This window comes from Paenibacillus sp. B1-35 (assembly GCF_050474385.1).
In the GTDB taxonomy this organism is placed as follows: domain Bacteria; phylum Bacillota; class Bacilli; order Paenibacillales; family Paenibacillaceae; genus Paenibacillus_B; species Paenibacillus_B alvei.
The window spans coordinates 24,421-49,146 of record NZ_JBCHVJ010000009.1; the positions used below are offsets into that span (position 1 = coordinate 24,421).

Consider the following 24,726-nt stretch of genomic DNA (forward strand, 5'->3'; position numbering starts at 1 on the left):
CATTAAGCCAAGCGGCTCTTTTGTATAATCATTCCGACGACACTCCAATTCTTGACAATAGAACCTCCGCTTGGGCATATCCAGCAGGCATACTGAGATATATGCCATAATCATAGTAGGAAGCATCATAGCTTTGAACCGATTTTATCGTTCCATCAGCCTTTACTCCCTTAATGCCTAAGATATGCGCATTCTTCTTGTTCCAGGTTGAATTCGGATAGAATACGTCAGCCGCATGATCTTGATTTAAATTGACGGTAATGGCTTGAGTGAGCGGGACATCATATCCGTGGACTTTCGCGTTCCCGCTGCTCGTTATTTGTACAAGATACTCCCAATTTTCGATCTGGGCAGATCTCCCTCCAGGCAATTTCATAACGACCACTTCTGCTTTGTCCATGTCCGCCTTGTTGGAATTCGAGTTGAACGAGCCATCAGCCTTATCATTGTAGTTGATTGGTGCTGCCAATCCATAGAAAAAAGCGCTCTGTTCCCCGATATCTTTGTTCCACAATCCATGTTGAACATTCCAGCAGGTTCCGTTGTAAGCAAACACATAGTCCTGAACGGGACGTTGCGGGACGTTGCTTCCACCGCTGAATTTGCCTAGTGAAAGCCTGCTGAGCGGAGATATGCCTGAACCGTCAATTTCAATGCCCGATCCTCCGATCGTTACTCCTCCATAAGAGTCACACATAAAAAGATTGTTCCACCCTAGCATAATTCCGAACTCACGCCAGCTTCCATCCGGCTGTAACGCTCCGATATCTTCTCCGGTTTGGTCACGCGCCGGATCCCCTACACTGTATGCCTTTTTCCCGTTAGCCTTCCATAAATTCATTCCCTGATTATCCAAATCTCCGATGTTCTCTTCACCCGGGTACGTGCCGCAAGCCTGCATTTGCCAACCAAAGCTGAAATTGTCGATATTGATCCGCTTAAATCGCTTGGCGGTCTCATCGTATCGCGCGTTGATAAGCAGCCACAACTCGTGCACTTCGACACCGTTGCGAATCGTATGGATCGTTGCTGTATTAAAAAATGGATCGTTCAATCGCATCCCCTCCTATACCATAATATCGATCAAAACAGACGATGTTACGGATGCCGGATTTAAAGAATACAGAAGCAGGGATGTAGATGTACTATTGGGTAAAAAGCCATTTTGATTCGTATTATAGACGCGGCATAGGAGTGTGATGCAACCTGGTTTATCCTTTTTTGTTGGACATAATACCTCGTGATATTCACCTACATAGTATGTAGTAAGTTATACGCTATAATATAATGTTCTGAAAATTGGAGGGATTAAACAGTGAGACAATTAGCTCCACCACCATTTCAAATTAATCCATATGACGAAGTGGCTCCACAAGGTCAATTTCGTGACTTATTGACAATTGACAACATCTCTAATAATAGAAGCATCACAGCAGTATCGAGGATCCCGAACAGCATGGAAGTGTGGTGGATTGGCAGAAACGGCTCCATACAAGGTGCTTTTTGGTATGAAGGAAGCCAGTGGCAACGATATGAGTTAGCTCCGGCAGGCAGTGCCGCTCGGAACGGGAGTATTATCGCTTTATCGAGGATCCCAAACAGTATGGAAGTATGGTGGATTGGGGCAAACGGTTCTGTGCAAGGCGCATTTTGGTATGAAGGATCGCAGTGGCAAAGGTATGAATTAGCTCCGGCAGGCAGCGCTTCCACTGTTGGGAGTATCACGGCGGTATCGAGAATTCCTAATAGTATGGAAGTATGGTGGATTGGGCCAAACGGTTCTGTGCAGAGCGCGTTTTGGTATGAAGGATCGCAGTGGCAAAGGTATGAATTAGCTCCGGCAGGCAGCGCTTCCACTGTTGGGAGTATCACGGCGGTATCGAGAATTCCTAATAGTATGGAAGTATGGTGGATTGGGCCAAACGGCTCCGTGCGAGGTGCATTTTGGTATGAAGGATCACAATGGCAAAGATATGAACTAGCCCCAGCAGGCAGCGCTTCAATCAATGGAAGTATCACAGTTGTATCGAGAATTCCTAACAGTATGGAATTATGGTGGTTAGGAGCAAATGGCTCCGTTCAAGGCGCATTTTGGTATGAAGGATCACAATGGCAAAGATATGAACTAGCCCCAGCAGGCAGCGCTTCTCCATTTGGAAGTATCACATCCGTATCGAGGATTCCAACCAGTATGGAAGTATGGTGGTTAGGACTAAACGGCTCCGTTCAAGGTGCATTTTGGTATGAAGGATCACAATGGCAAAGATATGAACTAGCCCCAATGGGCAGTTCCGCAATTAACGGAAGTATTACAGCTGTATCGAGAATTCCTAACAGTATGGAATTATGGTGGTTGGGAGGGAACCGTTCAATACAAGGTGCTTATTGGTATGAAGGTGGACAATGGCAAAGGTATGAATTAGCGCAGCGGGTGGATTTACGATCAATGGGAGTATACCCTTATCCAGTGTACCAACCTTCATGGAATTATGGTTGATTAGACGTATAGAAGTGGAGAGGAGCTGTCTTTGAGACAACTCCTCAGGTGTAGAGAAACCCTGTCCTACTTGATAGATCACAGGCTTTCTCTGTTTTTAGCCACACTGTATGTAAGAAAGAGTGAGGGATTTCCCCAGGTTGAATCATGTCTGCACGTCTTCTTTTTTCCAGTCAGGGAGCAGCAAGAAACAAGAAACCTAGGTCCGCTTTTTAACAAGTCGACCTAGGTTTCTGTTCGTATGTTCGGGAATGACATCTCTTATTGGGTGTTTGCTGCATGAATGACGGGACGCTTATGACTCCATGGCCGGACGGATTCCATTTGAGCGGCAAGCCTCAGCAATCCGGCTTCGTCGGCGAAACGACCGGCAAACTGCATTCCAATCGGCAGGCCGTCCGCGCTCCAACCGAGCGGCAGCGAAATAGCAGGCTGACCCGTCGTATTAAAGAGACTTGTGAACGGAGCGTGAGTAAACATCTGTTCCGTCCAGCCTTTTATATCGATTTCCTGATTGTTCGCATTCAACAGACCCAGCGGAAACGGCAAAGACGCGATCGTTGGGGAAAGCAGCACATCATACTGTTCAAAAAAACGGCCTACAGAGCGGGATGCTTGCGCACTGATATCCAAGGCAGTCAGCAGATCATTGGCGGACAGAGCAGCGCCGCACTGGTACGTTTTCAGGATGGTTGCTTCCAGGTTATGTTCTGACGGTACCCGATTCAGCACCTTAGCAAGCCGTTCAATGCCATGATAAGTATTAGCCGCCCAAATGTTCATCGTCGCCATGAACAATGGCTCGTAATCCAACTCTGGCTGAGCCTCCACTAATTCATGCCCGAGCTCTTCACATAAGCTGACGGTTTCATGCAAGACACGCAAACATTCTGCATCAACAGCCGTGCCCGAATAAGGATTGCCCGTCCAAGCAATGCGCAGCCGCCCAGGAGCTGAAGAGACTTCTGCCAAGAAGGGACGACTCGGCCGCTCTGCCCAGGCATATGCTCCTGGGTCTGGCCCCGATACTGCATCCAGCAGCGCAGCCGCATCGCGCACGGTCTTGGTTACGGCAAACTGAACGCCAAATCCGCTTAGCGACTCTCCGTTGTCAGGCCCATTTGGCGTTCGTCCGCGTGTCGGCTTCAAGCCGACCAGTCCGCAGCAAGAGGCAGGAATGCGAATAGAACCTCCACCGTCATTGGCATGGGCTACGGGCACAATCCCTGCCGCTACAGCTGCCGCCGAGCCGCCGCTTGAGCCTCCTGGACTCCTCTCCGGATCCCAAGGGTTTCTCGTCGGTCCATATAGAACTGCTTCTGTTGTTGCGTTGAAGCCAAATTCCGGCGCTGTGGCAGATCCCAGCGTCACGAGTCCTGCCCGGCGGAACCGTCTCATCAACTCGGAATCGTACGGGTAAATCATTCCTTCCCCCAACCGGCTGCCGTTGTTGAGAGGCACACCTGCGGCATGCAGTGTTGAATCCTTAATCAAAAATGGAACACCTGCAAACGGTCCATTCGGTAAAGCAGACATGCTCTCCTTTTCTGCTGACTCCTGCATCGAAACGGCCATCACATTTAGCCTAGGATTCAACAGCCGGATAGCTTCGCTAGCTAACGCAGTCAGTTCCTGTGGCGTAACCTCGCCGCGCTTGACCAGCTCGGCTAGCCCCAGACCGTCATAACTCGCATATTCGGATAACTTCATGGTACTCACCTCTTTCTTCGTTATGCGCTTTATCTTAAGAGAAGGTGCTTTCTTGAGATCAAGCATGCAATTATTCTTAATTCCCCCAAAATCAGGAGCCCCCCAATTTCAGTTTATTATTATATAAAGGAAAATATAGAATCTTTCTACATGAAAATTCCTGATGCAATAGATAATCACCCCTTGATACGGGATGCAACCCAGGCTTCAATCAACAAGACGCCAAAATAAGAAGAGATTTGATCAAAGCCCGCTTCTTCAACAATTTCGGTACTTGTGTCGCTCTCCTTCTTTTTCACCGTCAGTCCCCATTTTGTTGTTTTTGTGCGATGTCGGATTCCTTAATTTTCACACCCAACATCCCTGCCTCCCCTTCCCAATTCCGTGCACTTCCACTATAATGATTATCATTATCAATGATAGGGGGATTCAAAAGAACCCAATACATAGCGTTATAAATGTTTGGAGGATTTTATACATGTGGATTATTTATGCTTTTGGCGCAGCACTGTTTGCAGGATTAACATCTATTCTTGCTAAAATCGGAATTCAAAATACAGATTCCAATCTGGCTACCGCCCTTAGAACCGGGATTGTGGTCATTTTCGCATGGGTGATTGTATTTGCAGGAAACTTGCATCATGCTCTGTTTGACATCAGCTCGAAATCTCTTTTCTACCTCATTTTATCTGGGCTGACAACTGGCGCCTCTTGGATTTTCTATTTCCGAGCGCTTCAATTAGGTAATGTGAATGTTGTCGTTCCCATTGATAAATCAAGCACCATTATTACGATGCTGCTTGCAATCATCTTACTGGGAGAACCCGTCACGCTCTTAAAAATCATCTGTATGACGTTGATCGGGATTGGAACGTATATGATGATACAAAAACAAGACGCAGCACAATCCGCAGACAGCAGCATGAAGTGGATTTGGTACGCAGGACTCTCTGCTTTTTTCGCAGCAATCACAGCAATTTTAGGAAAAGTGGGCATAGAGGGGGTTGATTCTAATTTAGGTACTGCCATACGAACGATTGTCGTGCTGATTATGGCTTGGCTGATTGTATTCATGACAAGAAAACAGGGCGACATCAAAAAAATCGACAAAAAGAGTTGGATTTTTATTACATTATCTGGTTTAGCTACCGGTATGTCCTGGCTGCTCTACTTCAAGGCCTTGCAAGAAGGACAGGCGAGCATCGTAGTGCCTATCGATAAATTGAGCATACTTGTGACGATTATTTTCGCTTATATCGTATTTAAGGAAAAATTATCATTGAAAGCTTTTATAGGTCTTATCTTGCTTATTAGTGGAACTCTATTGCTGTTGCTGTAACTGTTTTCTATCCTCCTATTTCGATAGAAGCGGCAATGCACAAGATTGTACATATAGACTCCGGAGAGGCTTAACCGGAGTCTTCGCTATAAGAATATCTTTAAGTCTATAAAAAATCTTGAAACAAAAAAGGTTCCTATTCTGCTGAAAACAGAATAGGAACCTGTAATTGAAAAGGTGGTGCGGTCAAGAGGACTCGAACCTCCACGTCATTGCTGACACTAGAACCTGAATCTAGCGCGTCTGCCAATTCCGCCATGACCGCATATCATAATATGTAACTACCAAATCCGTTAATTTGGAATCAGTAATCATTACTATACACGGTCAATCCAATTGTGTCAAGCGTAGGTAAAGTGGAAAATAAAAACACCCAGTCTGTCGAGAAGCTCGACGACTAGGCGCTTCCATTTGCAAGGATATAAAATAAAAAAGCCTCATAAAAATGAGGATTCGTTGATGAAAGTATGGTGCGGTCGAGAGGACTCGAACCTCCACGATATTGCTACCACTAGAACCTGAATCTAGCGCGTCTGCCAATTCCGCCACGACCGCATATTTAATTGCTTCCATTGAATCGCCAAACTGTTTTCCCAGCGACAAGAAATATAATATCATGGCACCAAGGCAAACGTCAAGGCTTTTTAAAATTTTTTTGAAATCTTGTTTTCCCGCCTAAGCTGCATGGCAGTTGGCAGGTTTCCCCTCCCCGCTGCCCATGCAGTATGTAATATAATCCGGTTCAAACTTCAGGGACGATACGCGGCTCATTAGCCGACTGAATCGCATAGGCACGGCTCAGCTTCACCACACGCCGATTCCGCTTGCGAATCATAACGGATTCATCATCCCAGGCTACCACGTAACCTCTGACGTCGTTGATTTCCAGCATGTCCCGAACGACTCTAACCAGGGTTCCTTCCTGCCGGTAGCTGTCAAGCACAGCTTCTTCCATCATGAAAACTTACACCTCCGATATGTACAACATGCAAGGCCTGCCATCGTCAGCAGGCCCTGCACACACTTATTCTCCATCTCAATAGCCCACATGTTCCTTCGTATCGTTCGTTTCGAACCAGTAGTCAAGCACCTTAGCAGACATTACACGCTTGTTAATATACGCAACCTGTTGTGCCGTAAACTTTCCTGTCCAGCCAACCTGCAGCTGATCGCACAGCTTCACGATCGTCAGCAGTTCTGACCAAGCGACATACCGTTTGTACCAGAAAAATTGAGGGTGTTCAATCATGTACGGGTACAAATCATCAAACTCCGTGTGTTTACAATCAAGTGCCCGTTCAAAATGGTTTTTAGCTTCCGTCACTTTTTCTTCCAAAAAGCGAGCTGTTGGTTCATCCACCATATGCGTCGCCCCCTCTCACCATCTTATACTTTATTATATGCCAAAGAGGTGAATGGAGAAAAGGAGAACAATTCTTTCAATTCGTTGCAACTAAATGGGGTTTTGAAGCGTCTAACTATTATATAAGGGTTATTATGGCTTGATCCATATTATTTACAGTTGATATCTAGTTCATAACGCCCAAATTGGCAAATGATTCATATTCCGACAATAGGGTAATATGTTCTAGGCCCGCCGCGTGGCGGTTAAGGAGGATTTACGATGCAGCGATCTACTTGGCAACGCAGTATTACGGTTGTACTGGCCGCAGTCATGATGACTTGGCTGCTTCAAGGATGTTCATCCCAGAAGCACAATGTCTCCCCAATTGAAACGGATACGCCTTATTCGCATCAGAAAGATACCCGTGTGAATTCTGGTGATCGTAAACCTGAAGGGAAGCAAAATGAAAAAACCGTAATTGCATCTCCTAAGAACCAATCAGCTAATCATAGTGATTCTACATATATTGAGCATGAATTTGACCGAACCCGCCCTCAATTGAAGGGCATCGCGCTCACTTCCAACGATGATGAAATAAAGGAGGTGTGGGGTGAGCCTTCTGATCACTATGTCATGGATGATATCGATCCGATTGATGTGTATCAGTATGATGGCTTCTCATTTGGCTGCAAGCAGGATGGGAGCGTCGTCTTTATCGAAGTATCGGGTGAGGATACCTCGACAGGCATTCAAGGCTTAACGATCGGCGACAATGATGATACTGCCTCGAAAGTGCTCGGTCGTCCTGATCATGATACCGATTATGTGTGGAGCTATGAATTGAAGAACTGCTTGCTGCGGCTCGATATGGATCCAAAAACAAACAAAATTCAGGCAGTAAAGCTATTCTCCCATCAGCGCGCATAAGTAATCACTGAATGATACAAATAAGAAACGCCTTGATTCCGCTTGGAGTCAAGGCGTTCTTTTCGTCCGCAACCGATAGCGGATTACAAAGTATACTATTGTACCACCCACCGCGAGTACCGCGATTCCACCGAATAGTATTGGATTCCCCTTTGAGTGAAGCCAGCGCACTGCCTCACGCCAATGGTTTCCGACGATATGGCCGAGCGTCAGGAAAGTGGTCACCCACACAAGAGCACCCGATCCAGCCGCAAAAAGATAGGTTGTCCACCTCATCCTGGACATACCGGCAAAATAACAAGTCAAATGACGCAGCCCTGGCACAAAATAACCAAAAACGATGCTCCAACCGCCGTATTTCTGAAACCATTCTTCTGTTCGCTCAATCCGCTGCGGCGTCAGCTTTAATTTCTTTCCGTATCGATCCAGCAAAGGCTTGCCCACCTTGCGTCCGACCATATAACTGATGAACATCCCTGTCATGCTCCCTGCTAAACAGACAGCAAAAGCAGGTATGTATTGGAATGGACCATTAACCGTTAAGCTGCCTACAAAAACCATCAGCGTTTCATCTGGTACAGGGATGCCGATGATGCCGAGCGCCAATAACATAAATAAGGCGATGTATCCGTAATGAGACAGCGCCCACATGACTGTATGCACCGCAAGCCCCCCTCCCGTAATTCGATATCTATTTTATCATATCCAGACAGTCATGTCCGGCCCTACTTGCTCATATTTTTATAGTAGAGCGTACAAGCTTGGTAGGCAAGGAGGCGTCTATTCATTGAAAAAATCAGTGTTAGTTATGCAAATTGCATTCACGTATATCGGAACCGTCGTGGGGGCAGGGTTTGCAACCGGACAGGAAATACTGCAATTTTTTACAGCTTACGGGTGGTGGGCTCCCTTTACCATTCTGTTAACAACAGCACTATTCATCTGGCTCGGCACCAAGCTAATGCTGTTGTCTCATGACATTAAGGCGCGTTCCTACGAGGATATTAATCGAATGCTATTCGGCGATCGAGTCGGCGGTATCATCAGTCTATTCACGATGGCTATTATCATTTGTGTGAACAGTGTCATGCTGGCTGGCGCAGGCTCCGTATTCGTAGAGCATCTTCACATGAATTATCAAATCGGACTGCTCATCACGCTACTTGGTTCCTACTGGTTCGTAAGCCGAGGCATGGACGCTATCCTGAAGCTCAACTCCATTGTCGCTCCTACTATGCTTACGTTTACCTTGTTCATTATCATTCATACACTGCAAATGCCCAATGCGTCCCAAGTGCTTGCCTTGAACACGGACAAGTCCTTCTATGCAGCTTGGAGCGCACCGCTCCTATACGGGGCCTTCAATTTGGCTATGGCACAAGCCGTTCTCGTTCCACTTGGAGCCTCGATGCCGAACAAAAGAGTCATTCAGCTTGGAGGTATTATTGGCGGTGTACTTATCGGCGTTCTGCTTCTCTCCGGACATTTCGCTTTGGCTGTACACATGCCAGGCATAACGCAGTTCGACATCCCCATGGGGCATATTGCTACCGGTCTCGGCGTGTTCATTCAACTGATTTATGTCATGCTTATTTTTTCAGAAATCTTTACAACCTACATCGCTGATGTATATGGGATTACACTGCAGCTTCAACAGCGTACCGGAATTCATCAGAAGCTCATTATTTTGATGATTATGTTGTTTTGTTATTTGTTCAGTCAATTCGGCTTCAAACCGCTTGTATCCTTCTTGTATCCGCTCTTTGGTCTATTTAGTCTAGCCTGGCTCTATCTGCTTATTCGATCATCTGGCCCGCCACTGAATGATAACAATCGGCCTCCATCCAATGCTGCTTATCCTACAATGATGCCCCTTCAACCAGTGAGCCGAAAAAGCAATTCGACTCCGCCAAAATCATAAATAATGCTGAAACTCAAGGCTGATAATTGCCACGCAAAAAAGGCGCATTCCCCTTCACAGGGCAACTGCGCCTTTGCTTCTTTATCAACAGTACTCTAATCGTTCCAATTCAATTACATTGGCCGCTTCTGGTTCATGCTGGATCATTCGCGCAATATGAGGATGGCAGGTCGTCATGATGACATGGTGTGAACGAGACAGTTCAGTAAGTGCCTTAATTGCCAGTCCAGCCCGCTCCCGATCGAAATTGACCAAAATATCATCCAGTACGAACGGAACGGATGCTCGATGAGCCAAAGCCTCAGCGAGTGCAAATCGGACAGAAAGATACGCTTGCTCCGCAGTTCCTCTGCTGAAATGATGGCTTCGCACCAGTTGACCATCTCGCCGTTCCAGCGTAATTGTTTTCTCACCGAACGGGATGAGTACCCGGGTATATCGTCCTGCGGTCATTTGAAGCATATAATGAGCAGCGCGTTTGAGTACAAGAGGCTGCTTTTCTTCCTCATACAATTTTCGAGTACGTTGGATTAGCGTTTTGGCGAGCGCGAGAACAGCATATCGTGAAGCCTGCTCGTCCAGTCTCGCTTCCTGAAGCGCAAACTCCTGATGGTGAGAAGCCCCTTCCACCTCTTGCTTCAGCCTCTCGCTTTCCTGCTCTAATCTCCCCTTGCGACCTTCCAGCTCTCGAATGCGCTCGTCTACGAGCTCCAGTTCACATGTAAGCTCAGTGATCCGCTGCTCTAACTCCCGTCCGTCATAGTGGATTAACAGCTCTTCCATTGACTGAAATGCTGCTCGTTTACCACCGCGGTACAGCACTGCTTCCAAGTCTCGTATAAGTCGCTCCAGTTCGATCTTATGATTGTATGCATCAGCACTGCTCAGCAGTTCATAACCTGTGTTTACCCTCGCTTCCAGAAGAAGCTTGTCCATCGCTCCCTGTGTCTGTAAAGCTTGAGCCTGCTGTTCCCTCCACTCTTCTTCCAAAGAGTTGCTGTGAAGCGTCAGCTGGCGATATTCCAGCTCCCGTTCCTGTTCACGCTCAATTCGTTCCAACAAACGGAATAATCCACCTATTGTAGAGCCGGACAGCAGTCCTTCGTCTTCCACTCGAACAGATGTCGCAGCATGTAAAGAAGCAACTGCTCCTCCTTCGTTCGAACCTGTCCGATTCTCTTGTTGCGAACGACTGGAAATAAGCAGCTGTGCTCTGTGCAGCAGACTGCTGCAATCCTGCTCGAACAGCTCCAGCTGCCCAAGCAGACGAGTACGCTTCTCTGCAGAACGGAGACGCTGCTGCTCCACTTCTTCGGCCTGTTCGAACCTTCTGACAAGTTCTTTCACTCCAGCCGGGCTGAGCTGTTCCGGGAGAGATTCCTGTCGCAGCCAGGCAACCCAATCGCGATAGCGCTTCTCCTCTTTCTTCTGAGCAGCACCGAGCTCTGCAGTAAGAAGCCGATAGCGCCGTTCTGCTGAGATTTCCATCTCATGCAAGGAACGGCATGTCTCTTGCAAGCCTTTCCGTTCACGCTGCCACTCCGCAACATCTTGAGACGCCTTCCTGATATCAACAAGCTCGGCTGTATGCGAATTGCGTTTCAAGGAGGAGAAATAGGGCTGCAAAAGCTGACGAAGCGCTTCGGTATGAGCGTATACCGCATGCTCAAATCCGTGTGAAACATTTTCATTCGGATACGCTGTGTCAAAAGAATGCTGTGAGGATGGAGAATACGGAAATGACTGGGAAGATATATATACAAGAATAATTGTCGCGACCAAACCTACCAAAGCAATCACACCAGCCATAAGCCATTGCTGTCCGATCCATCCCAAGCCGGCAGCAAGCAGCATCACACCGAGTCCAAACCCATAAATCGCGCGCGTGTGCGAGACCTTATATGAACGCGATGCATTACGATTCATGCGTGAGTAAGAGGTCATCTGAGGCTGAGCGCGTTCCCCTGTGAGAACATGCAACCCACCGTCAGTTGAAGCGTTCCATACCCGTACAGCATCAGCCAGTGCCTGTTCTGTATGCGCAATATCAGTTGCGCATTCCTCAGATGGTGCAAAGCCGCTGCCATTCACGCCGTTAGTTACATAGCGTTCGAGAAGCTTCTTTGCATCTTCGTATTCCTGAAGTGCGCTCTCGGCCTCACGGGCTGAACGCTCCATTCCAGCTTCCGATTGAGCAACCGCTAAACGGCACGCTTCAGCACGCAGCTCTGCCGCTTGTACCTGTTCCATATAAGAGAAAGCATTGCTGGAAAGCAACCTCTCTGGCGTCCACGATGCATCCGTCTGGCGTGCTAGCCGCCACAGTTCAGCTTCTGCCGCACTGTATTCCAGCTCTGCCTCGCCAGCGGCCTCTCTCCAATGCTGAACCGTATCGGTCAACTGCACAAGGCGTCTTGTCTCAGCCTCCATCTCCAGCAGTTGGCTGAACGGCTCTTGCCCCAGCAAATTCGCAACTGCCGCCTTACGCTTATCCTCGATTCCTCTGCAAGCCGCTTCAATGTCAGAGAGCTTCCGTTCGCATTCCTTCCATTGGGTCGCAAGCTCAGGGAGCCTTGCAATCAAGTCTGCTGGCTGAGCCTCCAACTCCTGCTTGGCAGCTACATAACGAATCCATGTATCTGCCACTCCACTAGCACGCTCTGCCGTCGCCAGCTCCGCACGCAGCCGCGTCCGCTTCTCCACACACCGATTCAGTTCAAGCCGTACAAGGGTTACTTGCTCCGCAAGCTCCCCTAGCTTAGCCGCATGTCGGTGAGCTTCCCGCTGTCCCCGCTCCAGCTTGTCCATAGCATGCAGCGTCTGATTGATATGCTGATTGCGGCCTCTAGGCCTGTACAGCCCATCCATCGATTGCTGCAGCCATCGTTCTGCCTCGGTAATTCCTCTGCCTCCATATAGGCCAGCATCGTATAAATACGCCCCTACCTCATCATCCTGCAGCGTTTGCAACTCCTGCAGCTCATCGAGTGTTATGCCAAATAAGCGGCTATACAACCCCGAACTCAATCCCCCTAGCAATTCATTCTCCAATTGAGTTTGATCGGCTTCTGTCACAATCCCTGCTTCTGTCATCTTGCGAATGCTCGTGTGGGAGACACCCTCCTGCTCCCAGCGCTCTATCGACCATTCGGCGCCACTACGATCGAGAACATTCATACGTCCCCCATACATACTGCCCTCAGACGGCATAAATCGGGAAGGATTGCTTCGGCGCTTCGGAAATCCATACAGCATATCACGAATGAAAGAAGTAATGGTACTCTTACCTGCTTCATTTGGGCCATGAAGCAGCGTAATTCCTGCACCAGATCCCCGTTCGGCAAGCGGGATGACCGTATCACGGAATCCTCCATATCCTATCAAATGTATCCGCAATATTTTCATGAACGCTTCACCTCTCGCTGGAGCCATTCGACTGCCAGCATCATCGCTTCCTCGATCCACTCTTTCTGTATCTCCCCAGATTGGGAAGCAAGCCAATTCCGCATGCGAGGATGCTGCTGAAGCGTCTGCAGGGAATCCTGAATCATGGCCTCGCTTGTATCCTCATGCTGCTGTGCCTGCCTCGCTATCCTGATCATATCTCCCGGGAAGCTATCGGAAGCTTCCCACTGTTCAACATCAATATCTGGCGTGCAGCTTACACGGAGTGCAACTGGCCACAGAAGGCCTGATGCCCCCTCAAATAAGGAGTCGTCAACTTCTTGTGCTTGCCATGCTTCCATCCACTGTGCAGCCAATGCTTCCTGCTGGAGGGATGCGTACAATGCCGTTCGTCCGATTAATTCCAATCGAATGAGCGTCAGCCGCCCTTCCGTACCACTTTTCCAAGCCATCATTTTCTCATCAAGCAGCTGCATAATCGATTGCATGGAGCTGATGCCGTTCACATCGATTTGTTCTTGGCGCCATCGTACCGTATCCAAAGGTTCGAACTGCAAGCTGACATTGCCATGCTCGCTTACATCCACCATGTAACAGCCTTTCGCGCCGATTTCTTTCACATGCCTGCCTTGTGTATTTCCAGGATACACAATATAAGGAGACTCGTTCAGTACTTCTCTCATATGGATATGACCAAGCGCCCAATAATCATAGTTTTTCTCTATTAGCTCTCGCTTCGAGCATGGCGCATAAGGATCGTGTCCGGCTCTTCCATCCACAGTTCCATGCAGCACACCAATTCGGAATAGCCTTGGACTTCCATCTCCCTGGTTCCTATGTAATCTCTTCATCTTGACGTTTACATTTCCATTTGCTTCTAGGGTACATTCATCATGACGAGCTGTATGATCGCTATGCACAGCAGCAGATTCCGGAGAGTCAGGATACATAGCTGCTAAATTCTCATATACTGCGGAATCACCGTAGGACATGCCGCACACTACCGCCACCATAGCTCCATCCTTATTGGGAACGAGAACAGCTTGCGGAGCATTTGTAGGGAATATAGTGACATTGTCCGGCCACTCCCACTTCACCTCGCGGTGAAGTGGATCATGATTGCCATGAATGAGGTATACTGGAATCCGCTGCTCGTAAAGCTGCTCCATTCCTCGTTGAAGCCGCCACTGAGCCTTAAGTGATCGCTCCTTGCCATCATATAAATCACCGCTAATGACCACGAAGTCCACCTTTTCACGAATCGCAAGACGAACTAAATTGTCCCAGGCAGCAAAGGTTGATTCCAGAACTTCCTCTTTTAATTTATCCGGCAAGGCCTGTAGGCCTCGGAAGGGACTGTCGACATGCATATCTGCTGCATGGATAAAACGAAACGGAATCAATGCTTCACCCCCGCTTCGGTTGATAATGTACATATTTACGTTTAAGCTCATTGACGATGCGTGTCAGCGAATAGATTTGCTTCGCCTTCGCCCACGCTGCCCGCGCAAGTTCATATCGGAACGATCCATCCATCATTGCCCGCTCCAGCGCATTACAGAGTGCAATTGGATCATCTGGCGGTACAAGCAGTCCATTGACTCCATCTTCGATCTGTTCTGCAATCCCGCCCACATTCGTTCCGATGAGCGATAACCAGCACAGTGCCGCCTCCGCAAACACAGAACCGAACGCTTCCGCCCGTGAAGGCAGTACAAAAATATCAAAAAACGGCATAAATTCTTCCGGATGAAGCATATAGCCGTAAAATATCGTGTCATCATAAATTGACAGCTCTTGTGCAAGCTGCTCAAGTTCCTTGCGAATCGGCCCATCACCAATAATATGAAGTACATAAGCATGGCCCCGCCGCTTTAATTCTGCACACGCATGAAGCAGTACATCGAGCCCCTTTGCAGGAACTAAGCGGCACATCGTAATCAGTTGAGGGACAACATTATCGTGTGCGATCGGCTTGAATCGCTTTTCATCAAAGCCATTCGGCAGTACCTCTATTCGCTCTGCATGACGGACATAAGGCTCCAAATAGGTTCTAAATGAATATGACACCGTCATCATTTCATCCACCTGATGCTCAAGTTCGCCATAAAGAGACGTAAGAAACTTGTGCTCCGGCCCATTCGGCTCAATCTTGCCGTTTAAAATGAGCTCCTGCTCAAAGCTGGAGTGAATCGTCATGATGACCGGCGTATCAGGGTACAACTGCTTCATAACAAGACCCGCAATCGGATGATGGGCATGGATCAGGTCGTAGTGCCTGCTCAGCCGCAGCTTCGTCCACCAGATATAGTCACGGTATGTCTGAATATACTTCTGTACGATTGGGCTTTCTCCGTACTGGTTCCAATCGAATGTTTGAAAATGGACTTCCTCCTGTCCCTTGCCCCGTAATCGCTTCGGCAGCGAAAAAATCTCCATCTCCCAATGAGGAGGCTGGAATCGATCCAGTATATATGGAACCATGGAGGATACTCCTCCCGGTTGTTCAGGCGGGAAAAACAAGGCTTGCAAAATATTCATGCGAGGCCTCCTTCTTGTTCGCGCTTTTCGCCGTTCAACCTTTATGATATATTAGAACATATGTTTCAGTAAAGAACCTTCCTAATGGAGCTGTCACTCATGACTCATTCGGCTAATTCCCTTTCTTACGTGAATAACGTGATCGGACTAGCATCTTCCTGTATCCTTTACATTACCTTCATCATGATTTTGATGGCCATTCGCCTCTATATCCGGCAGCGTTCTCCAGCATATATCTTATTAGTTGTATCTCTGCTCCTCATGGCTGCAGAACGGTTTACAGATGTGATCAGCCTGCCATGGCTGCAATGGAACCTCCAGGTCTATCAATGGTTTGTCGTCGGAACCACCTTGCAAGCGTTTTCCTTCATTCTCATGAATATGGCGATATATCGGCTCTATAAAAGGCCAACGCGTGGTTATCGAATCCGCTTCTATGGCATGCTGTTGATTATCCCAATTGCAGCAATGCTGTCCATCCCTTTTGATAGGAACATTACACCAACCATCGGAAGCGCATGGCCACTGCTTCTATATCTTATGATTGCGGCTTTATTTTGTTATGTGTGGGTAGCCCCAAGAATCGGACAGCGTATCACTTATATATGCAGCTTAGCGGCATACTTTGCCACCATATCACTAACAACTATAAATGCCTTACTGTTTGCGTACAATAACAAGCAGTTGTTCCTGCTGGAACGACTTCTCCCACTTGCTTATTACACCCTATTGTTCTTCATCCTGTTCGAGCGCGTGGTCGAGCTGTTGCACATGACCTATCGAACCTCCATTACAGACGGGCTGACCGGACTATTCAACCGTAGACATATCATGAAAGTGATGCAGCAATATATCCGTAATGAGTATAAAATTTCATTTATCTTTTGCGACATCGACAATTTCAAAAAGGTAAACGATACCTACGGTCATGATCAAGCGGACGAAATTTTGAAGCAGGTCTCTCTTATTATACGCGAGGAAGTAGAGGAATACGGTATACCTGGACGTTTCGGCGGCGAGGAATTAGTCGCTCTTCTTACGCACCGTAATGCCCGGGTAGAACAAATCGCAGAAAAGATTCGGCATCGCGTGGAACAAGAGACAACCGTAACGATTAGTATCGGGCATAGCACTCTTCGCAAATATATGACTTCAGACGATATTGTACGTGAAGCCGACCAGGCTATGTACTATTCTAAAACTCACGGTAAAAATCAGGTTACGAGTTATATGCACATCCAGAAAGCTTCAAGAGATATGTCGTAATAAATAAGTAACGCCTTCTCCTGCATCTTCATGTAAGGGAAGGCGTTACTGTTATTTCAAATATAAACTATTGCACATCTCTTTTGTTAAAAATGATGAGCGATGCGCCGAGAAGCACGATCATGTACACCGCATAGATCGTAACACTGAATCCGAAGCTCGCTTCCTTGAATGGAAGGTTATCCCCACCATTGAAGTATGGCTGCCAGTTCAAGTTCGGGAAAATTAAAAACTTGTACCAAGGCTTGCCGGCAAAGAAGTACATTCCTGCTCCAACGACAGACTTAATGACAATCGGAACGGTAATCGCCAGACCCAGGCTGCGTGTAAGCACAGCAGCTGTCATGGCAAGCACCGCGTAGAACAGGACATCTGGTATCCGGAATAGGATATCTTTCAATATTACCACTAATGTAACATCTGCGGACATGAAGCTGAAGAATATCATTCCGAATACTATACTGCAGATGACAGTAAATACATAGACCGACAACAAGATGAGGACAACAGTAACCATCTTAGATGCAAGCACCATAGTGCGGCTCGCTGGTCTAATTAACAGCTGCTTAATCGTTCCATCTCGATACTCATCGGTAACAATTTGCGCAGAGACGACCATAATAAAGATGCCAATGAGCGAGCTGAACAAAAAGTTAATGTCACTTGCAAAGGCCATATACGGATATGGATCACTTTTAAAAATGAAGAACCGCATTGCGACAGCTACCATCAAAGTAATAACCGCAATAAACGCATAAAAATATGGAACCTGGCGCTTGCTGTTCGCCTTCATCCATTCATTTTGCACAAGGGATACAAAGTATCTCATTCAATGCGTCCCCCTTTCGTCATGGACAAGAACGTCTCTTCCAATGTCGGTGCAACTGCACGCACTTCATAAATGAGAACGCCCGCTTGAACGAGCTTCTGTACCGCTGCCGGAATCTCGTCATGTAGTAATTCAATCTTAATTGCGCTGTCTGCCTCTACAATTGTCTTCCATTCTGCAGATGCCAGTACTTCCGCTGCTTTAGCAGCATTGTCTACCTCAAAGCGGATCGCCACAGCAGCAGATTGTTGTCCTTCTTCATTCGGATCAAGTGATCGTTCTCCGACGAACTTGCCGTTCTGAATAATCAGGACACGATCACACATCAGTTCAATTTCCGACAGCAAGTGACTAGACACGAGAATCGAGATATTTTCCTTTTTGGCAAGATGGCGCAAATAATCCCGCAGCTCACGAATCCCGGCCGGATCAAGTCCATTCGTAGGCTCATCCAAAATCAATATCGAAGGATTATGAAGCAAAGCCTGCGCCACACCTAGACGCTGACGCATTCCAAGGGAATATGTCTTTACCTTCTTGTCCAGCGCATTCTCCAAATCAACAAGCTTGACGATCTCCTTGATGCGTTCCTCTGTAATCGGCTTGCCGCTCATCCGAACGAAATGCTGGAGATTTTTGCGCCCGGTCATAAATTTATAAAGCTCTGGATTCTCTACGATTGCTCCCACATGGGCCATAGCCTTGGAGCGATCTGTTCGTATATTATGCCCCTCAATCATAATATTTCCGGACGTCATGGACATCAGGCCGACCATCATCCGTATTGTTGTTGTCTTCCCCGCTCCATTCGGTCCAAGGAACCCATACACTTCCCCGCGTCGTACGCTGAATGACAAATTATCGATAATGGTTTTTCCTTTTATCTTTTTCGTAACATTTTGTAGTTCTACAACGACATCATTCACCATTCATCCGCTCCTTTCTCCTATTGTACACGGCGCTCTCGCAGCCTGTCCCCTAACTTCTAGATCCCCTAGTCAAATTGTATCCATGAGTTGATCATACCAATCACCAATCCTGCCACCTACTCCATACGTACAAGCTTACATTAACGTTTCGCAAAAGAGTCTTACATTATTGTAACCTGATCCGAATATATCCATAAATGAATATCTGCCTAGTAAATGAGCGGTTGGCTGGACTACGTTTCCTGTCATTCATCGTTGCATCGAAGCCTAGCAGTCCGGTAAACTATACAATGCTGATTATTTTATACCCATTCAGAAAGGAGCTGTAACATGTCCCTAGATGCAACAACTTTGTCATTGCCACAAGCCTATATCGAACAAATGAAGCAAATGCTCCCAAAGGATGGGGATGCATTTTTGCTCAGTTATAAGGATCCGCGCACCTTCGGACTTCGTGCCAACCCCACAAAATGGATTACTCATGCTGATGCACGCTTGAATGCAGAGCAGCTATTTCATCTGCGGCCTGTCCCTTGGTGTGAAGAGGGATACTACTATGATGAAGCCTCTCGACCAGGGAAGCATCCGTATCATGCAGCAGGCTTTTATTATATTCAGGAACCATCGGCAATGTCGGCCGTCGCCCTGCTTGATCCTCAGCCAGGCGAATTCATTCTGGATCTTGCTGCTGCTCCTGGAGGAAAATCCACCCACATTGCAGGGCGTATGCGCGGCGAAGGCGTCCTGATCGCAAATGAGATCCATCCTCAACGCGCTAAAATATTGGCTGAAAATATTGAGCGAATGGGAATCGGCAACACAATTGTCACCCAGTCCGATCCGCACGCACTGGCGTCGAAATTCCCGCACGCATTCGATCGCATTATGCTCGATGCGCCTTGCTCTGGTGAGGGCATGTTCCGCAAGGATGAGGATGCAATACGCGAATGGTCGCCCGAGCATGTTGCAATGTGTGCAGCACGGCAGTGGGACATCATTCAGGCAGCGGTAGCCATGTTGAAGCCAGGCGGGACAATCGCCTATTCCACTTGCACCTTCAATCGCCAGGAAAATGAAGAGATTATTGATCATTGGCTCCGACACTTCGATCAGTTCAAGCTACTCCGCATGGAGCGCATTTGGCCGCATCAAGCGGAAGGAGAGGGTCATTTCGTCGCCGTATTACAGTGGCAAGCAGACCATTCTGCTTCTACGGAAGCATCCAACACCAACATGCGAAGCCGTAAGCAGGGACGTAAAAGCAGCGGCTCACGAGTCAGCGATCCCCAAGCTGCTTATTCACAGTTCGAAGCGTGGAAACGCGAGTACCTTCCTGGACTTCACCTGCCACAAGGCATACCGTTGCTGTTTGGTGAAGAATTGTATTGGCTACCGCAAGGCAATGTTTCCGCTATACATGCACTGCAAGGCGGCGAAACGCTGCGAGGACTTCGCGTACCTCGTGCCGGTCTGCATCTGGCACATCTGCGCAAAAATCGCATCGAACCTGCCCATGCGCTGGCGTTGTATTGCCGCTCTGCGAAGGAGGCAGCTCAATCCATCTCATTCGCTGCAACAGATTCCGCTGCTGAGGCATACTTGCGTGGAGAAGCACTTCCGTTAGAAGGTGACAATGCCCAACTTAAGGGCTGGACACTCGTTTCTATTGACGGTCTGCCTATTGGCTTCGGCAAAGCATCAGGCGGTCAGCTAAAAAACCATTATCCGAAGGGATTGCGCACAACCGGATAGAAAGCAAAAGCTCCTGTATACGCAGGAAAAAGCCACTGATCTTGCACAATGAGATGCTTCAAGCTGAAGCTTCGATTGTGCAAGGACAGCGGCTTATTATTCATCGATCATGCTATTGCAATCGGATGGATGAAAGAGCCGGTAGCACCCCTTTACCTTGAACGGGGTTACGCCCCCCTATCTCCCAAAGACAGAACCAGCCACTAGCAATACTTCAGCAAGGTAGCAGCCACTCCATCCTCGTTGTTCGACAACGTGACTTCCTGTGCTGCAGCCTTCACCTCAAGCGGGGAATTATCCATGGCTACGCCCATGCCTGCAAATTGGATCATTGTCATATCGTTATAATAGTTGCCGATGGCGAGCACCTGTTCACGCGGTACGCCGCGCATCGCAGCAAGCTGCTTGAGCGCATTTCCCTTCGTTGCATCCTTATGCATAATATCGATAAAGTAGTCCCCTGAGCGAATAAAATTGTGCTCATGTGTCCATTCATTCAATTCATGCTCTACTTGATCTATCTCTTCCTTATGTCCGCTCATTGTCAGCTTCACAGGCGCATGCGGCAAGCCCGTCCAACCTGGAAACTGCTTCGGCTCAATTAGGAATTGGCGGTATAAATGCAGCATCTCCGGGGTCAGTTCATTCAGCTTGTCCACATATAATTCGAAAGCGGTATTAATATCAAAGTGAACCCCATTCTCACGACAGTATTGAATATAAGGCTCCAATCCTGCACTTGGAATATCGAAGCGATGAAGCAGTTTGCGTCCTTCTGAAGCGACGGTGGCAGCGCCATTGTGGGTAATTACCACACCATCAAGACCAAGCTCTTCTAAGTATGGAAGTGTACTAATTGGGCTTCTTCCCGTGCACAATACAATCTCCACGCCTTGAGCAGCGACCTTGCGAATCGCCTCCGCATTCGCGTTGGACAGCGTATGATCATCATGCAGCAGTGTTCCATCCATATCTAACGCTACAATGCGATAATTCATCATTGATCTCTCCCTTTTCTCTCTAGCCTTTATATGTTGTCAGCCATATGAATTTTCAATCATTAAACCTTCCTTATTGCTGATGCTGCTGAAGTGCTTCTAGCTCTTCTGCTGTACACTCTCTCCATTCACCAAGCTTGAGTACGGGATCCAAATCTAGCGTTCCCATTCGGATACGTTTCAAATAAATTACTTGCTTCCCTACCGACTCGAACATTCGCTTCACTTGATGGAACTTCCCCTCCGTAATTGTCAGTTCGATAAAGGAATGCACCGTTCCATCTGCTTGCTCCTCATGACCGGAGATTACAAGATGCGCTGGCTTTGTCACATACCCATCATCAAGTTCGACACCTTGACGAAACGCCGCTCCATCATCATTGTCGACCCGTCCTCTAACGGTCGCTACATATGTTTTTGGAACATGCTTCTTCGGAGATAACAGATCATGTGCCAGCTTGCCGTCATTCGTAAGCAACAGCAAGCCTTCGGTATCCTTGTCCAGCCGTCCTACCGGGAAGGGTTCAAAATGACGAAGCTCATCTGGCAGCAGATCAATGACCGTACGCTCTCGCAAATCCTCTGTTGCTGAAATGACGCCCTGCGGCTTATTCAGCATAATGTACACAAATTCACGATATCGAATCTGTTCACCGTCAAGCATCACTTCATCTATATCAGGATCTACCTGTACACCGCTGTCCTTAATTAACCGCCCATTGACTTGAATCAAGCCGCTTTTTGCCCACTTTTTAATTTCTGAGCGACTGCCGCAGCCCATATGTCCTAATAGTTTGTCCAACCTCATTTTTTTTGCCACTGCATGCTCACCTCCATGCTGCACGGGTTGATGTGCTTCTTCGATCCAGGTTTTATGTCAAAATGTACACATGCCTTCTTAAGCCATGCCATTACAGCATACCATGCCGACATCGCGAATAACAACGAATCCTCAATTTGCGTGACAATTCTCGAGTTCTCCTTACAATATTGTCACAATGCAACTTAGGAAGAAACTTTCACGTTTATCCACCGTATGGAACACTGTCATTTCCTAGATCAATACATACCTACATCGAAGTAATAGAAAGAAAGGAGGAGCCGAATGCTACGTGTCGAAGGTCTGTCACACTCATTTAAGAACGGCCCCGAAACAACCCAAGTACTGCATTCCATTAATTTTGAAGTTAAGCGCGGCGAGATGGTTGCACTGCTAGGCAGCTCAGGTTCTGGTAAATCCACATTGCTCAACTTAATGGCGGGCTTAATGAAGCCAACTGAAGGGAGCATTTATATTGCAGATCAGGATATTGTAAAGCTGAACGAGAACTCACTTGCTGAATTTCGACGCAAGCATATTGGTTTCATATTTCAAGCGTATGAGCTAATAGCCAATTTAACTGTACGTGAAAATGTAGAGCTCCCACTTATTTTCCAAGGCATACGTCCAGCCGAACGAAAGCAAAAGGCGATCCGTCTGCTTGAACAGGTTGGTATTCCTGACAAGGCTGAACTGTTCCCATCTCAATTGTCTGGTGGGCAGCAGCAGCGTGTCAGTATCGCACGCTCGCTTATTACCGAGCCATCGGTTGTTTTTGCGGACGAGCCTACCGGTAATCTGGATACACGAACAGAAGAAGAAATCATCGCAATCCTAAAAAACTTAAACGAAACCGTAGACACCACCTTCATTATCGTCACACATGAAATGGAAGTGGCCGAACAAACAAAACGCATTATTACTTTAAAGGATGGCATATTGATCGAGGACGGATTGCACACGCACGTAAGTCCAATGTTGACGACAGAAGCTGTTCAGGACGAAAAAGTTCTTCATCCCGTTGGAGGTGAGCAGTCGTGAGAGTACGAGACTACCTCCATCTATCATGGGATCAATTGAAGAGACGTAAGGTTGTTACTGGCTTATGTGCGGCTGGAATTTCGATTGGCTGTGCCGCAATTATTATTGCGATGAGCGTCGGGGAATCTGCACAAATGTTTGCAGAAAAACAATTGAACTCCTTTTTAAAGATGGACGAAATTACGGTTACTCCGAATACGGGGGTCAGCCAAGGCGGAAATCAAGGCAAAAACGGCGGACAGCAGGCCAAAGGTGCAGATAACGAGAACGTAGAACGCGGAAAGATTACAGCGCAAAAGATTGAGGTCATCCGCAACATCCCTCATGTAAAGGCAGTGGCGCCATTCCAGCAATTCGGTTATTTGGAAATGAGCACATTGGATGACCGCCGTACTGGAATTGAAGTATTTGCAACAGATCTCAATTCGTTAACTCAATTTGACAACAAATTTATGCAGGGTTCTCCTTCCGACCTCGATGGTACCGTCATCTTAAACTATGGAGGAACCCTAGGACTTGTTGATCAAGAAACGATGGATAACCTGATCGAACAGTTGTCTAACAATCCGTATGACGATTCACTAATGGAGCAGTACAACAATCTTAATCGCATCCCTACTGCGATGTATCAGCGACAAATACGTCTCAAAACGATGCTGGGTAATGGCGACAGCAAGACCTACACGAGCTCTCCGCTTCGGGTATCTGGCATACTTAAGAAGCCGGCCGGTGTCAGTGAGAATCAGGTAGCATACGATAAGAAACTTTACGTATCTCTTGAAACCGGCAAAATGCTGATGCAAGAGCTGCGCTTGAATAACGGCAATGAAGAACAAGGTACATATAACAATGTCATCGTGAAAGTAGACGATCAAGCGAATGTAGGACAAGTCGAGAAGCAAATTAAGAAGCTAACGCTGAACACACAAACAAACCTGCACCAGAAGGATCGTTTGCAGGAGAACTTCGCCATTATTAAAACGATTGCACTGGGCATTGGCCTATTTGTTCTTTTCATCGCTTCCATTTCGATTGTGGTCGCGATGACCATGTCAACCTATCAGCGGCGCCGACAGATCGGCATCATGAAGGTACTCGGGGCGAACCTGAGACAAATTCGCAATATGTTCATCATTGAGGCGGCACTGCTTGGATTGGTTGGCGGATTGATTGGAGTTATGCTGTCTTACTGGATCGTATGGGCCATTAACGGGGTGACAGCAAGTACAATGTCAGAGAGTACAGGAGATGCGATTATCTTCATCTCCTTATCCAATATTCCAATCGGAATTATTTTTGCGATCGTGACAGGCATTCTGTCTGGTATATATCCAGCCATCAGCGCCTCTCGTACCGATGCTCTAACCGCTATTAAGCGAGACTAAGTGCCATCGTTCAATTGCAGT

At 47.4% G+C, this 24,726-nt stretch carries 21 protein-coding genes and 2 tRNA genes; 8 read left to right on the forward strand and 15 right to left on the reverse strand.

The annotated features are described in order from the left end of the window. Positions 1 to 28: 28 nt before the first annotated feature. Entirely contained in the window at positions 29 to 1,054 is a 1,026-nt protein-coding gene (locus tag ACQ5BJ_RS23885; protein ID WP_005546154.1) for a hypothetical protein, read from the reverse strand. Between the two features lie 261 nt (positions 1,055 to 1,315). Here ACQ5BJ_RS23885 and ACQ5BJ_RS23890 point away from each other — a divergent pair, with 261 nt between their 5' ends. Then, complete coding sequence (locus ACQ5BJ_RS23890; RefSeq protein WP_268639997.1) at positions 1,316 to 2,497, forward strand: hypothetical protein; 1,182 nt, start codon at positions 1,316 to 1,318, stop codon at positions 2,495 to 2,497. A 261-nt stretch (positions 2,498 to 2,758) separates the two neighbouring features. Here the strand turns inward: ACQ5BJ_RS23890 and ACQ5BJ_RS23895 are convergent, their stop codons facing one another. Next, on the reverse strand, positions 2,759 to 4,207 hold the full coding sequence (locus ACQ5BJ_RS23895; RefSeq protein WP_268622300.1) for an amidase: 1,449 nt from the start codon (positions 4,205 to 4,207) through the stop codon (positions 2,759 to 2,761). A gap of 176 nt (positions 4,208 to 4,383) precedes the next feature. Continuing rightward, positions 4,384 to 4,506: a hypothetical protein gene (locus tag ACQ5BJ_RS23900; protein WP_262866562.1), complete on the reverse strand. Its 123-nt coding sequence runs from the start codon at positions 4,504 to 4,506 to the stop codon at positions 4,384 to 4,386. A 179-nt stretch (positions 4,507 to 4,685) separates the two neighbouring features. Between ACQ5BJ_RS23900 and ACQ5BJ_RS23905 the strand changes: the two genes are divergently transcribed. Further along, positions 4,686 to 5,546 (forward strand): EamA family transporter, encoded by an 861-nt coding sequence (locus tag ACQ5BJ_RS23905; protein ID WP_005546150.1) that lies wholly within the window; start codon positions 4,686 to 4,688, stop codon positions 5,544 to 5,546. Positions 5,547 to 5,724: 178 nt separating this feature from the next. Here ACQ5BJ_RS23905 and ACQ5BJ_RS23910 read toward each other — a convergent pair. The 4 genes from ACQ5BJ_RS23910 to ACQ5BJ_RS23925 all read right to left on the reverse strand — a co-directional run bounded on the left by ACQ5BJ_RS23910 (position 5,725) and on the right by ACQ5BJ_RS23925 (position 6,909). Further along, positions 5,725 to 5,811, reverse strand: a tRNA-Leu gene (locus ACQ5BJ_RS23910). 203 nt (positions 5,812 to 6,014) lie between these two features. Further along, positions 6,015 to 6,101: transfer RNA gene (locus ACQ5BJ_RS23915), tRNA-Leu, on the reverse strand. Between the two features lie 187 nt (positions 6,102 to 6,288). Then, positions 6,289 to 6,504 (reverse strand): hypothetical protein, encoded by a 216-nt coding sequence (locus ACQ5BJ_RS23920; protein ID WP_005546148.1) that lies wholly within the window; start codon positions 6,502 to 6,504, stop codon positions 6,289 to 6,291. A 78-nt stretch (positions 6,505 to 6,582) separates the two neighbouring features. After that, complete coding sequence (locus ACQ5BJ_RS23925) at positions 6,583 to 6,909, reverse strand: hypothetical protein (protein WP_005546146.1); 327 nt, start codon at positions 6,907 to 6,909, stop codon at positions 6,583 to 6,585. A gap of 261 nt (positions 6,910 to 7,170) precedes the next feature. On the opposite strand from ACQ5BJ_RS23925, the gene ACQ5BJ_RS23930 reads away from it, so the two are divergent. After that, a complete protein-coding gene (locus tag ACQ5BJ_RS23930; RefSeq protein WP_268594390.1) occupies positions 7,171 to 7,818 on the forward strand; it encodes a DNA uptake lipoprotein in 648 nt (215 codons plus the stop codon). A gap of 48 nt (positions 7,819 to 7,866) precedes the next feature. Here ACQ5BJ_RS23930 and ACQ5BJ_RS23935 read toward each other — a convergent pair whose 3' ends face one another. Continuing rightward, positions 7,867 to 8,481 (reverse strand): DedA family protein, encoded by a 615-nt coding sequence (locus ACQ5BJ_RS23935; RefSeq protein ID WP_005546143.1) that lies wholly within the window; start codon positions 8,479 to 8,481, stop codon positions 7,867 to 7,869. A 124-nt stretch (positions 8,482 to 8,605) separates the two neighbouring features. Here ACQ5BJ_RS23935 and ACQ5BJ_RS23940 point away from each other — a divergent pair, with 124 nt between their 5' ends. Next, positions 8,606 to 9,739, forward strand: coding sequence for a YkvI family membrane protein (locus tag ACQ5BJ_RS23940; RefSeq protein ID WP_262866561.1), 1,134 nt, complete (start codon positions 8,606 to 8,608; stop codon positions 9,737 to 9,739). 84 nt (positions 9,740 to 9,823) lie between these two features. Here ACQ5BJ_RS23940 and ACQ5BJ_RS23945 read toward each other — a convergent pair whose 3' ends face one another. Genes ACQ5BJ_RS23945 through ACQ5BJ_RS23955 form a run of 3 tightly spaced genes read right to left on the reverse strand, consistent with a single transcriptional unit; the run spans position 9,824 to position 15,685 of the window. Next, positions 9,824 to 13,204 carry an AAA family ATPase gene (locus tag ACQ5BJ_RS23945; protein ID WP_430112715.1) on the reverse strand — a complete coding sequence of 1,127 codons (3,381 nt, stop codon included), beginning with the start codon at positions 13,202 to 13,204 and terminating at the stop codon, positions 9,824 to 9,826. After that, positions 13,141 to 14,547: a metallophosphoesterase family protein gene (locus ACQ5BJ_RS23950; RefSeq protein ID WP_430112717.1), complete on the reverse strand. Its 1,407-nt coding sequence runs from the start codon at positions 14,545 to 14,547 to the stop codon at positions 13,141 to 13,143. Before ACQ5BJ_RS23950 ends, ACQ5BJ_RS23945 begins: the two co-directional genes overlap by 64 nt. 4 nt (positions 14,548 to 14,551) lie before the next feature. Further along, a complete protein-coding gene (locus ACQ5BJ_RS23955) occupies positions 14,552 to 15,685 on the reverse strand; it encodes a glycosyltransferase family 4 protein (protein ID WP_005546139.1) in 1,134 nt (377 codons plus the stop codon). A gap of 99 nt (positions 15,686 to 15,784) precedes the next feature. Between ACQ5BJ_RS23955 and ACQ5BJ_RS23960 the strand changes: the two genes are divergently transcribed. Then, entirely contained in the window at positions 15,785 to 16,951 is a 1,167-nt protein-coding gene (locus ACQ5BJ_RS23960; RefSeq protein ID WP_268622311.1) for a GGDEF domain-containing protein, read from the forward strand. A 67-nt stretch (positions 16,952 to 17,018) separates the two neighbouring features. Here ACQ5BJ_RS23960 and ACQ5BJ_RS23965 read toward each other — a convergent pair whose 3' ends face one another. After that, positions 17,019 to 17,780 (reverse strand): ABC transporter permease, encoded by a 762-nt coding sequence (locus tag ACQ5BJ_RS23965; protein WP_005546137.1) that lies wholly within the window; start codon positions 17,778 to 17,780, stop codon positions 17,019 to 17,021. Beyond that, entirely contained in the window at positions 17,777 to 18,706 is a 930-nt protein-coding gene (locus ACQ5BJ_RS23970) for an ABC transporter ATP-binding protein (protein WP_040735866.1), read from the reverse strand. Before ACQ5BJ_RS23970 ends, ACQ5BJ_RS23965 begins: the two co-directional genes overlap by 4 nt. 333 nt (positions 18,707 to 19,039) lie before the next feature. Here ACQ5BJ_RS23970 and ACQ5BJ_RS23975 point away from each other — a divergent pair, with 333 nt between their 5' ends. Then, on the forward strand, positions 19,040 to 20,461 hold the full coding sequence (locus ACQ5BJ_RS23975; protein WP_005546135.1) for an RsmF rRNA methyltransferase first C-terminal domain-containing protein: 1,422 nt from the start codon (positions 19,040 to 19,042) through the stop codon (positions 20,459 to 20,461). 203 nt (positions 20,462 to 20,664) lie between these two features. Here the strand turns inward: ACQ5BJ_RS23975 and ACQ5BJ_RS23980 are convergent, their stop codons facing one another. Next, positions 20,665 to 21,459 (reverse strand): Cof-type HAD-IIB family hydrolase, encoded by a 795-nt coding sequence (locus ACQ5BJ_RS23980; RefSeq protein ID WP_040735804.1) that lies wholly within the window; start codon positions 21,457 to 21,459, stop codon positions 20,665 to 20,667. 73 nt (positions 21,460 to 21,532) lie between these two features. Continuing rightward, positions 21,533 to 22,267, reverse strand: coding sequence for a pseudouridine synthase (locus tag ACQ5BJ_RS23985; RefSeq protein WP_268598856.1), 735 nt, complete (start codon positions 22,265 to 22,267; stop codon positions 21,533 to 21,535). A 297-nt stretch (positions 22,268 to 22,564) separates the two neighbouring features. Here ACQ5BJ_RS23985 and ACQ5BJ_RS23990 point away from each other — a divergent pair, with 297 nt between their 5' ends. Further along, positions 22,565 to 23,320, forward strand: coding sequence for an ABC transporter ATP-binding protein (locus tag ACQ5BJ_RS23990; protein WP_262866559.1), 756 nt, complete (start codon positions 22,565 to 22,567; stop codon positions 23,318 to 23,320). Continuing rightward, positions 23,317 to 24,705 (forward strand): ABC transporter permease, encoded by a 1,389-nt coding sequence (locus ACQ5BJ_RS23995; RefSeq protein WP_289356002.1) that lies wholly within the window; start codon positions 23,317 to 23,319, stop codon positions 24,703 to 24,705. Before ACQ5BJ_RS23990 ends, ACQ5BJ_RS23995 begins: the two co-directional genes overlap by 4 nt. Positions 24,706 to 24,726 lie beyond the last annotated feature (21 nt).